Genomic DNA, 13,416 nt, shown 5'->3' with positions numbered 1-13,416 from the left:
CCGATGGCCCGCAGGAGGGTGAGGCCGTCCTGAGTGGCGCCAGCGACAAGAGTGGATGAGGGGTCTTTCCAGGCGTAGGTTCGTTCTCGGGTGGCAAGTTCCACGATTCTCCTGTGGTCGTGCGCCGCGCATGGCGCTTGTTAAGGCGGTCTGCGGAGGTGCAACCGCCGGGATGGGGTCGGCATGTGTTCACGGCGCGTCGGGCGTGTCCGCGGTTCGCGCTGTAGGACGTCTCCGGTGGTCTGGCACCAGCCCGGCCGCGCGAGGGCCAGGCTGGTGTCATGCACGCCGGTGGAGGCGACTCGGGCGGCGACGCGATCCAGCTGTCCCTCCTCGAGCGCTCACGCTGATGGCTTGGCCTTCGCGGCTGCCACCAGCGACTTGAGCTCGATGTCCGTGTAGCGCTGGGTCATCCGTCCGAACAGCGCACGGACCAGCCAGGCTCCGGGCCCGTCCCAGGTGATGGCCAGCTCGATGCGCGTCCCGGCGTCCTGGGGGTGCACCTGGTGGGTGGCGGTCGTGCGGATCCCCGGTCGTCGGGACACCCAGGTGAAGGACCGTCCTTCCTCCCATTCCGTGACCACCCAGGTGGCTCGGCCCAACCGTGGTTGCGTCACCGAGAATCTGCTGCCCACGCCGATGCTGCCGGGAGTCCGTGGGCTGTCATCTTCAGCCGTCTCCCTCGTCACCGAGGTGACCGTCGGTGTCCATGCCGGCCAGCCTTCGATTGCCGACAGCACGGACCACACCTTCTGGGGGGCGGCGGTGGACCGCCCGTCGCTGCGCACATCCATGTGCTTCTCCTTTGTCAGGCCAAGGCCGTCAAGGGGGCGGTCTGGCGGTGTTGGTGGTCGCGGGTGAGGTGGTCGAAATGGGTCACCTCGTGTTCGGGCGCGGCCCCTGCTCGGCGAGCGCTTTGAGGTTCAGCAGCTGACGTCTGGCCATGACGAGGTCGCCGACGGAGAGAGCTGGCGCGAGCAGGCGGTTGGGGTTCATGACGACTTTGAGCAACAACCGTGTGGTCTGGTGCTCCCTTGGCACGAGCAGGTAGGACATGAACGCCCCGAGGATCGTTGCGGTGAGCTGGCGTCCATGCTCGAGGGAGACGATGCGGCCCATCTCACGTCGCCCGGCAGTTGTGTACCGGTCACCGACCGCGGGCTCCGGCAGCTCGAGGAGCTCGCGCGGTGATCGGCGTCCGAGGTTGTCGATCCAGTCGTAGGAGTACGGCGCGAGTCTCACCTGTGTCAGCCATGGCCACAGGGCCTCAGGCGGCGCATGCACGGTGACCCCTCGCCATACCTGAAGCGTGGGTGCGGGCAGGAACCCGTCGCACGGGTACGTCAGGGCCGTTTCGCTGTCGTCCACTCCCCATCTGGCCCCGATCATGACTGGTCCTTTGTCCCGTGCGCGGTCGCCGCATCCCGTGGCGAGCGCTCCTGCGGCTCCGGGGTGCCGGCCTCGAGCAGTCGGCCGCGGGTGACGAGGAGGACGAGCAGCCCGAGCAGGAACATCGCGAGCAGGTGCGCCATCGTCACGTTGTTGTTGCCCGGGTACAGGTGGCGCAGGTAGCCCGCGTTGATCCCGTCGCCACCGGTCGTGGCGTTGCCGATCGCGTGGACGAGTCCGACCAGAAAGAGACTGCCTGTGCGGTTGTAGACCCAGCCGACAGCGATCCGGAACGGCACGGCGAGCACGGTCAGCACGACCATCAGCACCGCAGCGGCCAGGACGCCCTGCCCAGCGACCAGCGCGCTGTGCTGCAGCGCGAACAAGGGTGCCACGATCAGCGCGGCGAGCAGCGGCCCGCGCCAGTCCTGCAGCCGAGCCTGTACGAAGCCCATCCAGGCGACCTCTTCCCACCAGTTGATCAGCACGAAGGTGATCACCAGGGGCAGCAGGAGGTGCGGTCCCAGCGCGGCGAGCAGGAAGCCGGCGGAGCGGTCCGAAGGCGTTCCGCCGAGCAGGACGCCGACCGCCAGGACGAGCGCCGGCACGAGCAGGAATGCGGCCGCGTACCAGGCCAGGCCGACGCGCATCTTCACCGCTCGTCGCCACAGCCGGCGCAGCCCCTCAGGTCCGTCGGCGATCCAGGTGATCACCAGGGCGGGCAGCAGCAACCCCACGAGCGTGCTGACCACCACCGATCCCGACAGCAGCCACGCCCGGTCCGCCAGCCCCGCCAGCATCACCGACCAGGGCAGGACCTGCCCCACGGTGTAGGCCCAGAGGAAGAACGACACCAGAGGCCTTCGGCGAATGAATCGGATGACCGACCCACCGTCCGCAGGGTCCGCTGCGGAGACTTGGCGCACAGAGGCGGAGGACATGGTCTGCTCCTGTCGAGAAGGTGCGTGGGATCGACGGTGTCGGGACCTCAGCCAGGCGGCGGACATGAAGTGTCAGCGTCCGAGGGCGGTGATGGGTCGCTTCGGTGTGGCCCGGTACCAGGCCAGGGTGCGGTCGACTCCCTGCTCGTACGGCGTGACACGTCCTGGGCCGAAGGCGGCGCGGTACTTGCTGGAGTCGATGGTGTGGGGCTGGCGGAACTGGTAAAGCATCTCGGCACCTTCCCGCGCGACCGGCCATACGACGCCCAGGGCGCGAACAGCGGGCTCGCGGACCCTCAGGACGCGCATCCGCCGCTGCGACCGGGTGGCGGCCAGGTCGAGCAGGTGCCTGGCGGTGGTCGGCGCGGGGGTCGGGAGGTGCCACACCTCGCCGAGCGCCTCTTCCCGCTCGCCGAGCTCGGCCAGTCCGTGGGCGAAGTCATCGATGAACATCGGGGTCAGGGGCTGGTCCAGCTCGCCGGCCCACAGGGCCAGGCCTCCTCTGGCGGCCGGGCCGAAGATGTTGCTGCCCAGGAGCGACTCCACGGCCGGCCCGTAGAGCTCGGGGGCTCGACCGATGACTGTCCGGACACGACCGCTCTCGTGGGCGGCGAGCACCCGCTCGGCCAGCCATGCGCGCAGGACACCTTTGTTGCTGACGGGACGGTACGGCAGGTCCTCGGTCATCGGGCCGGTCGTGCGGCCGTACATCCAGGTGTCGTCGACGAAGACCATGCGGGCTCCGCTGGAGCCGGCTCCGGCCAGCACTCCGTCAACGGCGGCGGGAAACGCCTGGAGCCAGTCCGGGAACGGCGGATTGACCGCGTTGTAGACCACCGCCGCCCCCCGGCACACCTCGCGCATCCGGTGCGCGTCCCGTGCGTCACCGGCCGCGACCTCGACCCCCGGCGGTACGTCGGCCCGACCGCTGCGGTTGACCGCGCGCACCCGCCGACCCCGCCCGTGGAGCTCGCGGACCAGCGCACGCCCCGTGCCGCCACTGGCACCGATCACCACGTGAAGCTCCCGGTCCTCGTTCATCGGTCTTCCATTCGCTCAGGCGCCGTACCTTGGCTTAGGCGCTCGACCTTCATAGGGTCAGCCATCGCGGCGGTGCTCCGTGGTTGTGGACACGAGGACGGTCAGGACCGTCTCGATGTAGCGCCGGACGGCTTGGTCTGCGGGCAGGACGCCAGGGGCGCTGCGGACGAGCGCGGCGTAGCCGAGGTAGCTGGTGTAGGCGAGGGTCGCTCGCCGTGCGGCCTCCTCAGGTGCGATGCCCAGCGCCATGAGCTGCTCGGCGACGAAGCCGATCCTGCGGGCAGTGACGCGTTCCAGCACCACCCGGACCGGGTCGTCGTGGTCGCCGGTCAGCGCCACGCTGGGGTCTGGCCGTTCCGGATCCTGCCGGTGCGCGATGGCAAGCAGCCGTCGCAACCGCTCACGAGGATGGGTGGTGGACTCCACGACCTCGATCACGCGGTCGGTCTCCAGCTGCTCCCACCGCTCGAGGGTCGCCCGGACCAGGTCGGCACGGTCACGGAAGTGCCAGTAGAAGCTGCCCTTGCTGGTCCTCATGGCCTTGGCCAGTGGTTCGACCCGGATCCCGCGTACGCCCCCGTGGGCCATTGCGGTCATCGCCGCGTCGAGCCAGTCGTCCCGGCTCAGCCTGCGTGCCGAACCGGCGGTGGTCATCTGACCGCCCCCTCTGGGCTGTGGCTGGCCTCAAGGTACTGGGTCCAGGTGAGTCCGCGTGACGACTGCTCCGGGCAGAGGTTCGCACCGTCCTTGAACGCCCGCCCCACAGCTCCGGGGAACGGCACCGGCAGGAGGGGGCGAGGTCGCCGACCGGCGGCTGACAGCCAGGTGGAGGCGAGGTGGTGAAGCGTCAGGACCTCCGGCCCGCCGAGGTCGGCCGCCTTCCCGGCCGCGCCGGCCTCCACGTGCTGCGCCACCCGGTTCGCCACCTGTTCGACCGCGATCGGCTGGAAGCGCAAGCCTGTCGGACAGGCGATGAACGGCCTGCGCGCCGACCTGGCCAGCATCTCGGCCACGAAGGGGTGGAACTGGGTGGCCCGCTGGATCGTGCACGGCACGCCCTGGTTCTCGATGATCGCCTCGACGTCCCGCTTCGCGCGGTAGTACCTGATCGGAATCCGGTCCACGCCGACGATCGAGACGTACACCAGGTGGCCGACGTCGAGACCTCGCAGGGCCGCGACGAGGTTCGACGTCCCAGCGACGTCGACCGCCTCCGGCGACCGGGCGTCGGAGGCGCAGTGCACCACGACGTCGACCTCCGACAGGGCGGGCCGAAGGCTGGCTAACTCTCGGAGGTCACCGGCGCACAGGTCTACGTCGTGGACGGTCGACGAGCGGGACGGGTCTCGGCTCAGGACCCGGACCCGGTGCCCGGCAGCGACGAGCCTGCCGACGACGCAGCGTCCCAGCACCCCGGTGCCACCGGTGACCAGGATGGTCACGGCGCCCCTGCTCCCACGGTCCTCGGTTCAGTGAGAGGACGACCGGCCCTCGAAGGCGTCGGCATGGTCCCCACCGGGGCGGCAGTCTGGCTGTCGATGGTCAACGCCATGACTTTCAGCTTTCTCTCGGTCTGGCTCGCCCCCTGGGAGAGGCTCCATACGGTTGCGTATGGATTTTACCATACGGTGCCGTATGTTAGCGTGTCAATGGGCCGGTGTTACCGTGCGTGTACGACGTGCTCGATGAGCCGGACAGCACGCCCGCAACCGTCCTCGCGGGGTCATAGTCTGTGCGGCACGTGCTGCGGCGGCGGGAGTGGGTAAGGACTGCAGCGCCTTGGTGAGCGCTGCGGTGGTGAGGTGCCGTGCGGGCAGCGGGGCTGTACCGAGGCCGCGCCGGTGCAGCAGCGCGGCCCAGAATGGTTGATCAGCCAGGAAAGGCACGGGGATCGACACTGTGCCCGCGCGGACGGCCGCGTGGGTGGTGCCGGCGCCGGCGTGGTGCACCGCGACGGCGCAGCGAGGCAGGACCGCGGCGTGCGGCAGGTCTCGGCGGACGAGGACGTCATTACCGGTCGCGAGGTCCTCGGGGACTGCCAGCCCGCCCCATCCGGTGACGAGAAGGACGCGTCGGCCGGTGGCGCGCGTAGCCCCGACGATCGCGTGGGCGCGCGCTGCGGGGTCCCCGGCGGCCATCGAGCCGAAGCCGGCGTAGACGACCTCCCCTGCGTCGAGGAATGCCTCGACCTCGGCATCGAGCCCGCCCGCTGCGCAGGGGTCCACCCCGGCGCGATGCCAGGCGCCGGTGATCTGAGTGGTCTGCGGCCAGTCCGCGGGTCGCTCGAGCAGCGCGGTGCTGACGGGGACAAGGGTGAGCCCAGGTGGAGGTAGCGGGCCGCGGACCGGTAGGTCCAGGTCGCTGCGGATGGAGCGCAAGGTGGCGGCGAACATGCCCGAGGTGGCAGCGGTGGCCCGGCACGTCAGGGGGTTGAGCGGCCCCAGGTTCACCGTGGTGACTCCGGCCGCGGGGAAGGCGCGGGTCGGAGTCAAGGTTGGCACGAGCTCGACCAGCACGTGCGGCACGCCCAGCCGCGCGGCAGCCACCGGGGCGGATATCACCTTCGGATGGTGCACGACAACGTCAGGGCGGAAGGCGAGGGCTGCTTCGGCGGCTGAGCGCAGGACGGCGGCCATCATCGGTGTTACCACCGTGCGGTAGGAGCGCAGCGCCGCCCAGGCCGACACCCCCTGCTGGGCCACCAGGTCGGCGAAGTCGCCCTCGAGGGTGGCGACGTCAAGGCCGGCGGCCCGTATCGGGTCCACGAACTCCCGGGTGACACCCAGGCACACCTCGTGCCCGCGGTCGAGGGCCTGCTGGCCCAGCGCCACGAACGGTTCGACGTCCCCGCGACTACCCGCGGTCAGCAGCAGAATCCGCACGGCACACCAACTTCCCAGGTGTTCCCGAAGTCGTCGCGCCCGTCCTGGGCACCGTCGTCTCCGACGGCTCGGCCGACGTAGGAGACTGCATCGAGGTGAGCCGCGGCGCATCGGCACCGAGGTCTGTCAGGGACAGGTGCGTCTTGCCCACCAGACCCGTGCCGGCGACCCTGTCCCAGCCGGGGAGAGCGCTCAGCTTCAGCGAGGCGCGCCGCAGCCACAACCGCGCCCGTGACGACGGCAGGAACCACTTCGCGCCGCGCCGGCCGACCTCCTGCTTGGCCTCGACGATAGGTTTCCAGGCCTGCTGGTAGCGCGCCAGGGCGTCTTCCACTGGGCCCCCGGCCGCCAGCTGCTGGCCCAGCACGTACGCGCCGGCGACGGCAAGGGAGGCACCCTGACCGGCGAGCAGCGAGACGGCCTGGCAGGCGTCGCCCAGCAGGACAACTCTGCCGCGGTGCCATTGCGGCACCTCCACCTGCGCGACCACGTCGTAGTAGAGCTCGGACGCCGGCGGGCAGCTCTCCAGCGCCCGCGGGACAACCCAGCCCAGCGTCGAGTACGTGCCCCGGACGGCGGCGCGGGTGTCGTCCGGGATCGCTGGGTCGGAGTCGTGGTGCACGGCGAACGCGGCGACCCGTCCGTCCCGCAACGCGTACAGCCCCATCTGTCGGTCCGCCGTGTCGGTGAGGGAGAACCGGTTGCCGAGCTGCCGCCGGACGTGGGAGTCGTCGAAGATGTATGCCGCGGTGTGCAGGCCCAGGTAGCGGATGAAGCGGGACTCCGGCCCGAAGATCATCGCCCGGACATGGGAGTGGATGCCGTCGGCGCCGACCAGCAGGTCGGCCTCCAGCACGGTGCCGTCGGTCAGCACCGCCCGCACGCCGTCCGGCACGGCCACCACGCTGGCGAGCGTGCGCCCGTAGTGCAGCACGACGTCGCCCTCGACCTGCTCGCGCAGCGCCAGTTCCAGATCAGGACGCATGATGCTCAGCAGCCGCCCATCGACCAGCCGGGCGAAGCGGTCGTAGTCCAGGCTCGCCCTGCGCCGTCCGGAGGAGTCGACGTAGCTGACGTCGTCGAGCCGGTAACCGAGCTCGCGCAGCCGCGGCAGCAGGCCCATCGCCTCGGCCGCGTCGTAACCCAGACCGAAGAAGTCCATCATGTACCCCTGCTCCCGGGGGCCCGGCGCTCGCTCGACCACCGTGACCTCCCACCCGGAGGCGGTCAGCCGCTGAGCCAGTGCCAGCCCAGCGATACCGGCTCCGCAGATCAGCGCTCTCATCCTCATCCACTCCCTTCCGCACCGGTCAGGAGCGCGGTGAAGTTGGCCACGGCCGCGTCCGCGGTCGCCCGGTCGCCAGTGAGCGCCAGGTCGAACAGCACGCCGCGCGCCATCGCCAAGGTCAACCGGGCGGTGCGCTCGGCGGCATCCCCCTTCAGTCCCGCCCTCCGGTAAAGCTCGCCCAGGGCCTCGATCCAGCCCTCGACGAGCCACTCCCGCAGCGGCGCGGCCCACTCCTTACCCTGCATGGCCTGCCCGGACAGCTCGAAGAACAGGGGTGCGAAGGTGCCGGCCGTGTCGGCGACGTGACCCCAGAAGGCCATCGCCGCCGCCGCGGGGTCGTCCTGCTCCTCCAGGAGCTGCTCCAGGACTGCGCGCTCGTGGCGCTCCACCTGCTCGACCACCGCGCCGAGGAGACGGTCCCGAGACCCGAAGTGGTAGATCAGCATCCGGTGGCTGGTCCCCAAGCCGGCGGCGAGGGTCCGCAGGCTCGTGTCACCGACCCCGTTCTCGACGAACCAGGTCAGCACCCGGTCGAGCAGGTCCTGCCGGGCGCTCATCCGTCGGACCGGCCCTCGGCCGTGGCGACGAGCGCGCCCAGCTCCAGTTCGGTGTACCGCTGCGTCAGCCGCCCGACGAGTGCCCGGACCACCCGCGCGCCTTGCCCCGACCACGAGATGCCCAGCTCGATGCCGGTCCCGCCCTGCTCGGCGCGTAGCCGGTGGGTGGCAGTGCTCCGCACGCCCGGTCGCCAGGAGACCCAGGTGAACGAGCGTCCGACCTCCCACTCGGTCACGACCCAGCGGGCCCGCCCCAGCCGGGACTGCACGACCTCGAAGACGCTGCCCACCCCAGGTGCCGTCGCCGGATTAGTAGGTGTGCCGTCCGGACCGGACGCGCGCGCGACGCTCGTCACCGTCGGGACCCACCGGGGCCAAGCGTCCACATCGGAGAGCACCGCCCACACCTGCTCGGGCGCTGCGGTCGACCGTCCTCTGCTCACCACAATCATGTACCAGATGGTACACTCATGTTTCCGGGCGCGCCACACCGCGGCGGCTCCGACGCACACGGAGGTCAGGTCATGCACGCAGCTCTCACCGACGGGCGGGACCGGCCGGCGCGCCGACGCACGCGTCAGCGGGTGGTGCACGCACCGCCCGGAGCGGTGTTCTCGCTGCTCACGGATGTCGGCCGCCACGACGAGCTCGACGGCTCGGGCATGCTGCAGGGCCGGCCGCACGGGCCCGAACGTCTTGTGCTGGGCAGCCGCTTCACCATGGCGATGTGTCAGCGTGGGGTGAGCTACCGGTCGGTGAACCGCGTCGTCGAGTACCGGCCGGACCGGCTGATCGCCTGGGAGACGACCGGCGAGGTCGCCGGGGTGCGGGTGGTCGGCGGACAGCGTTGGCGCTTCGAGCTCGAGCCGACGGAAGGCGGACGCTCCACGCTGGTCACTCAGACCTACGACTGGTCCCGGGCGCTGCTGCCCCGGCTCACGGTCGAGCTGCCGGGATACCCAGACCGTATGGAGCGAGCCATGGCCGCGACCCTGGAGCGGCTGGCAGCAGCCGTCAGCAGGTCCGAGGTCGGCTGAGCGGCTCCGCACCCACGTCCGGGTGCGCATTGACCGCGCTGCCGAGGGTCACCCGCCCCGGGTCGCGACAGTGCGAGGACACGCACAAAACTCTGAGCCTGTACCCGTGGCGCCCCATCCCGAATCCCAGCATTCCGACGCCGTCCGCGTGCGGGGCGCCCGGGTCCACAACCTCAGGGACGTCGACGTCGACGTGCCGCTGCGCTCCCTCATCGGGGCCGCGGGGGTCTCCGGCTCGGCAAGTCCTCGCTGGCGCTGGGGTGCTGTATGCCGAGGGGTCCCGGCGCTACGTCGAGGCGCTCTCGACCTACACCCGCCGGCGGATGGCCCAAGCACCCCGCGCGGCGGTGGACTCCCTCGAGCACGTCCCGGCCGCGGCCCTGTGGCAGCGACCCGGCGTGCCCGGCGTGCGCTCCACCTTCGGCACCTCGACCGAGCTGCTGAACGTGCTGCGTCTGATGTTCTCCAGGCTCGCGTCCCACCTGTGCCCCAACGGGCACCGGGTGCCGCCGACGATCGACGTCGCGGCCGAGACCCCTTTCCCTGCCCGGTATGCGGAGCACGCGTGCGTCCTCCAGGGGCGGAGGCCCTGTCGTTCAACTCGACCGGAGCCTGCCCCCGCTGCCAGGGCATCGGGGTGGTGCGCACGGTGGACGCCGCGACGCTCGTCCCCGACCCGACGTAGAGCCTGGACGACGGGGACGTCCTGCCGTGGCAGATGTTCGGCTTCAACGTGCAGCCGGCCATCGCGCGCAAGTTGGGGGTCCGCACCGAGGTGCCGTGGAGCGAGCTGACCGAGGCCAAGCGGGAGATCGTGCTCGACGGGGCGGAGGAGAAGAAGCACATCACCGTCCCCAGCCGGAAGGGCCTGCACGAGTTGGACTTCACCTTCCGCAACGCTCGGCTGACGGTGACCGAGGAGCTCAAGCGGGCCGACACCGAGAAGCGGCTGGCCAGGGTCAGCCGGTTCCTCCGGGAGGGCACCTGCCCGGACTGTCGGTGGACCCGGCTCAGCCCCGCCGCACGGGGGCCGCGCATCGGCGGGCTCGACCTGGCCGAGGTCACGGCGTTGACCTTGGCCGGGGCGCTGGAGCGGTGACCGTGTCCCGGCCGGTCTCCCGGCCGAGATGCGCCAGATGGCCGAAGGGCTGGTGGAGACCTTGGTCGACATGGCCCGGCGCCTCGTCGAGCTCGGCCTCGGCTACCTCGGGCTCGACCGCGCCGGCGCCGCGCTGTCGACCGGCGAGCGGCAGCGCGCGCAACTGGCCCGCGCCCTCCGCAACCGCACGACCGGCGTGCTCTACGTCCTCGACGAGCCGTCCATCGGGCTGCACCCCGCCAACGTCGACGGGCTGGTGGGCGTGATGCAGGCCCTGCTCGCCGACGGCAACTCCGTCGTCTTCGTCGACCACGACGTCCACGTCCTGCGGCAGGCGGACTGGCTGATCGAGATGGGTCCCGGGCCGGGCAGCGAGGGTGGGACCGTCATCGCCAAGGGCAGCCCTGCAGCCCTCGCAGCCGCGCCTGCCTCCAGGCTCGCCGGCTTCCTCACCGGCCGGGAGCCGCACGTGGTGCGGGCGACGGCCGCCCCGGCCGACGTCGCGCGCACGGCACCATCCACCTGGCGACGGGCGCGCTGCATACCGTCCATCCCCTCGAGCCCGACGTACCCGTCGGCCGGCTGACCGCGGTCACCGGCGTCTCGGGGTCGGGCAAGACCACGATGGTCCTCGAGTCCCTGGTGCCGCCCTGCAGCACCCTCGCACGCGGAAGCCCCCGAACCTGGACCCGTCCGCTCAGCCGTCGGCACCGCTGAGGACGAGTGCCGCACCCCTGTTGGCGCGTCTCGTACTGGGCACGAGCGACACGCGGGAAATCCGGTGATCGGTCGCTGAGGGTGCGGTGATGCTGTTGTGAAGGACTCAGTGCTGGTACACCGGTTCGAGGGCTAACGCGGCTGCGGAGTGGAGGTCGAGCGAGCGGCCGGCTTGCACCGCGCCGTGGTACCTGCTTTCACCCAGTGTTTGACGAGCCTGGTCGGCGGCCCAGTCTCTGCGGGCACGGTCTGGTGCGTAGGAGCCATACCCGGCGAAACCCACGCTGTGCCGCATGGCCTCTGCGGCTCCCAGCAGGGTCGCGGCGCGCTCGGGGTCGGTGGTCAGAGCGGCGGCCGCGAGGGCGTCCAGAATGAGCGCCAGGTTGGGCGCATCGTCGATCGCAAGGCACAGGGGCACCGCCTCGCGCAGATGTCGCGCGGCGACCTGGTGTCGACCCAGGGACAGTTCAGCCTGCCCCAGGTTGTAGAGCGCGATCGTCGTCGCGACCCCGTCACCGCGGGCTCGCGCCGACTCCAGTGCGGCTCGGACCTGGTCGATGGCTGCGCGTGGGTCACCTCGATACCGCAGTGTCGCGCCGAGGAGGATGTGCGCATGCCCGGTGTACCACTCAGCTGAGTCGCCGGCCCTCGAGGCAGTCTGCAGTGCTCGCACCAGCCGCTGTTGAGCGGTGTCCAGGCGGTGAGCTTCAAGCGCGATGGCTCCCAGGGCCAGCAAGGCGCTGGCCGCCGTCGTCTGATCCCCTTCTTTGACGGCGAGGTCCAGGGCTTGTCGGTAGCGGTCCTCGACGGCGGGTATGTCGACCCCGGGTTCGGCGATGCCGCCTGCCGCGATCAGCGTCCGCGCGCGGATGGTCTCCGTCATGGGGAGGCGAAGGGTTCGCTCCAGCATGGGACGTGCCCAGCGCAGCTGGCCTCTCATCCACCAGTACATCCACAGGGCGGAGGCGAACCTGCCGGCCAGGTCTCCGGCACCGCTGCGGACTGCCCACTCGTATGCGGCGGAGATGTTGGCGGTCTCGCGATCGAGGTGCTGCATCCAGTCGGCCTGGTGGTCGCCGTGGTATCCAGACGTCGCGCGCTCGGCGAGCGAGACGAAGAAGTCGCCATGGGCGCGGTGCACGTCTTCCGATTCGTCTTCGGACAGGAGGGACCGGGCGTAGTGCGCGATCGGTTGGAGCATCGCGTACCGGGAGTGGCCCTGATCGGTGCGTGCCAGGGCGCACAGCGAGTAGGTGGTGAGACGGTCCACGGCAGCCGGTGTCGCGCCGACGACGGTCTCGGCAGCCTGGAGCGAGAAGCCGCCCGCGAAGACCCCCAACTGTCTGAAGGACGTCTGGTCCGCTTCGCTCTGTTGTGCGTAGCTCCAGTCCAGCGCCGCACGGAGGGTGCGCTGCCGGGCAGGCAGGTCGAGCGGCCCGGGCAGTTCTAGGACCTCCTCGAGCTTGGTGAGGAGCTCAGGCGGGTCGAAGGCTCGAAGTCCTCCGGCCGCCAGCTCGAGGGCCAACGGAATCCCGCCGAGACGATGGCAGATGCCTACGACCGCGGCCACGTCGTCCGGCCGGAGAGCGAAGTCCTTGCGGACAGCCCGGCCCCGTTGGATGAGCAGCGCCGCTGCGGGGAAGTCGGACAAGGACTCCGGGTCCGAGACTGTGGGCAGGGCTAGGGGCGGGACCGCGTACTCGAACTCCCCGCGGACACGCAACGGGACTCGACTTGTCGCCAGCACGGTCAGATCCGGGCACTTGGACAGGAGATCTGCCACGACCCGTCCGGCGCCGGTCAGGTGCTCGACGTTGTCGAGCACCAGCAAGGCCTGTAGCGCGGTGAGGTCGGTGGGGATGGCCTCTTCGCCGCTGGTGAGATGCGGACCCCGGAGAGCAGCCGCCAGTCCGATCTCGGCGAGCATGAGCGACTCGTGCGGTACAGAATCCAGTGCCACGAACACGACGCCGTCACGGTCCTGTCCCGCGCGACGCTCGGCGACCGCAGCCGCAAGCCGGGACTTGCCGATACCACCGATGCCGGTCAGAGTCACCAGCCGTTGGGCGGGATCCGTGAGGAGCTGGCTCAGGGCAGCGACGTCGTCCTCCCGCCCCAGCAGCGGCGTCGGAGCAACAGGCACCTGGGCACGTGGCCCGGCGGGCGCGGACCGGCCGCTGGCGCTCGGACGGTGACGTGAGGGCACAGCCGCGGTCAGGGCCGCCCGCTCGGCAGGGCTGAGCGTGAGGGCATCTGCCAGGGCGCGCACGGTGGCCGGGTAGGGATGTGTCCTGGTGCCTCGCTCCAGCGAGCTGACGGCGTCTGTGGAGATGCCAGCACGCTCCGCGAGGGCCTCCTGAGACAGCGATGCGGCCTCGCGCAACGACCGGAGCCGCTGTGCGAAGGTCGGTGGGCCGCCGCCCGAGGCGCCGTCCATGACGCGATGCTAGCAACGGCCGGCTGCG

The 13,416-nt window shown here is 70.8% G+C and carries 14 protein-coding genes; 3 read left to right on the top strand and 11 right to left on the bottom strand.

The genetic code is table 11. The annotated features are described in order from the left end of the window. Positions 1–341: 341 nt before the first annotated feature. The 10 genes from D4B81_RS13675 to D4B81_RS13625 all read right to left on the bottom strand — a co-directional run bounded on the left by D4B81_RS13675 (position 342) and on the right by D4B81_RS13625 (position 8,550). Positions 342–794 carry an SRPBCC family protein gene (locus D4B81_RS13675; RefSeq protein WP_122263140.1) on the bottom strand — a complete coding sequence of 151 codons (453 nt, stop codon included), beginning with the start codon at positions 792–794 and terminating at the stop codon, positions 342–344. An 82-nt stretch (positions 795–876) separates the two neighbouring features. Beyond that, positions 877–1,242, bottom strand: coding sequence for a hypothetical protein (locus D4B81_RS13670; RefSeq protein WP_202613697.1), 366 nt, complete (start codon positions 1,240–1,242; stop codon positions 877–879). A 143-nt stretch (positions 1,243–1,385) separates the two neighbouring features. After that, complete coding sequence (locus D4B81_RS13665) at positions 1,386–2,243, bottom strand: CPBP family intramembrane glutamic endopeptidase (protein WP_122263138.1); 858 nt, start codon at positions 2,241–2,243, stop codon at positions 1,386–1,388. 159 nt (positions 2,244–2,402) lie between these two features. Beyond that, positions 2,403–3,371, bottom strand: coding sequence for an NAD-dependent epimerase/dehydratase family protein (locus tag D4B81_RS13660; RefSeq protein WP_122263137.1), 969 nt, complete (start codon positions 3,369–3,371; stop codon positions 2,403–2,405). A 57-nt stretch (positions 3,372–3,428) separates the two neighbouring features. Then, on the bottom strand, positions 3,429–4,025 hold the full coding sequence (locus D4B81_RS13655) for a TetR/AcrR family transcriptional regulator (RefSeq protein ID WP_122263136.1): 597 nt from the start codon (positions 4,023–4,025) through the stop codon (positions 3,429–3,431). Beyond that, positions 4,022–4,813: an SDR family oxidoreductase gene (locus D4B81_RS13650; protein ID WP_122263135.1), complete on the bottom strand. Its 792-nt coding sequence runs from the start codon at positions 4,811–4,813 to the stop codon at positions 4,022–4,024. Before D4B81_RS13650 ends, D4B81_RS13655 begins: the two co-directional genes overlap by 4 nt. Positions 4,814–5,017: 204 nt before the next feature. Beyond that, positions 5,018–6,253: a glycosyltransferase gene (locus D4B81_RS18190; RefSeq protein WP_161965166.1), complete on the bottom strand. Its 1,236-nt coding sequence runs from the start codon at positions 6,251–6,253 to the stop codon at positions 5,018–5,020. Further along, positions 6,225–7,538 (bottom strand): FAD-dependent monooxygenase, encoded by a 1,314-nt coding sequence (locus D4B81_RS13635; protein WP_122263134.1) that lies wholly within the window; start codon positions 7,536–7,538, stop codon positions 6,225–6,227. The genes D4B81_RS18190 and D4B81_RS13635 overlap by 29 nt, the downstream gene beginning before the upstream one ends. 2 nt (positions 7,539–7,540) lie before the next feature. Continuing rightward, complete coding sequence (locus tag D4B81_RS13630) at positions 7,541–8,098, bottom strand: TetR/AcrR family transcriptional regulator (RefSeq protein ID WP_122263133.1); 558 nt, start codon at positions 8,096–8,098, stop codon at positions 7,541–7,543. Next, a complete protein-coding gene (locus tag D4B81_RS13625) occupies positions 8,095–8,550 on the bottom strand; it encodes an SRPBCC family protein (RefSeq protein WP_161965165.1) in 456 nt (151 codons plus the stop codon). The genes D4B81_RS13630 and D4B81_RS13625 overlap by 4 nt, the downstream gene beginning before the upstream one ends. A 72-nt stretch (positions 8,551–8,622) precedes the next feature. Between D4B81_RS13625 and D4B81_RS13620 the strand changes: the two genes are divergently transcribed. The 3 genes from D4B81_RS13620 to D4B81_RS18900 all read left to right on the top strand — a co-directional run bounded on the left by D4B81_RS13620 (position 8,623) and on the right by D4B81_RS18900 (position 10,820). Then, complete coding sequence (locus tag D4B81_RS13620) at positions 8,623–9,135, top strand: SRPBCC family protein (protein ID WP_122263131.1); 513 nt, start codon at positions 8,623–8,625, stop codon at positions 9,133–9,135. Between the two features lie 688 nt (positions 9,136–9,823). Next, positions 9,824–10,234 carry a hypothetical protein gene (locus tag D4B81_RS18905; RefSeq protein WP_337189879.1) on the top strand — a complete coding sequence of 137 codons (411 nt, stop codon included), beginning with the start codon at positions 9,824–9,826 and terminating at the stop codon, positions 10,232–10,234. A 37-nt stretch (positions 10,235–10,271) separates the two neighbouring features. Then, positions 10,272–10,820 carry a P-loop NTPase family protein gene (locus tag D4B81_RS18900; RefSeq protein WP_237565998.1) on the top strand — a complete coding sequence of 183 codons (549 nt, stop codon included), beginning with the start codon at positions 10,272–10,274 and terminating at the stop codon, positions 10,818–10,820. A 237-nt stretch (positions 10,821–11,057) separates the two neighbouring features. On the opposite strand, the gene D4B81_RS13610 is transcribed toward D4B81_RS18900, so the two are convergent. Beyond that, positions 11,058–13,388, bottom strand: coding sequence for an ATP-binding protein (locus D4B81_RS13610; RefSeq protein WP_122263130.1), 2,331 nt, complete (start codon positions 13,386–13,388; stop codon positions 11,058–11,060). Positions 13,389–13,416: the final 28 nt, after the last annotated feature.

It is taken from the genome of Ornithinimicrobium cerasi, from assembly GCF_003702705.1.
Taxonomy (GTDB): domain Bacteria; phylum Actinomycetota; class Actinomycetes; order Actinomycetales; family Dermatophilaceae; genus Ornithinicoccus; species Ornithinicoccus cerasi.
Note: the sequence above shows the minus strand (reverse complement) of the source record. Positions and strands in the feature narration are given on the sequence as shown.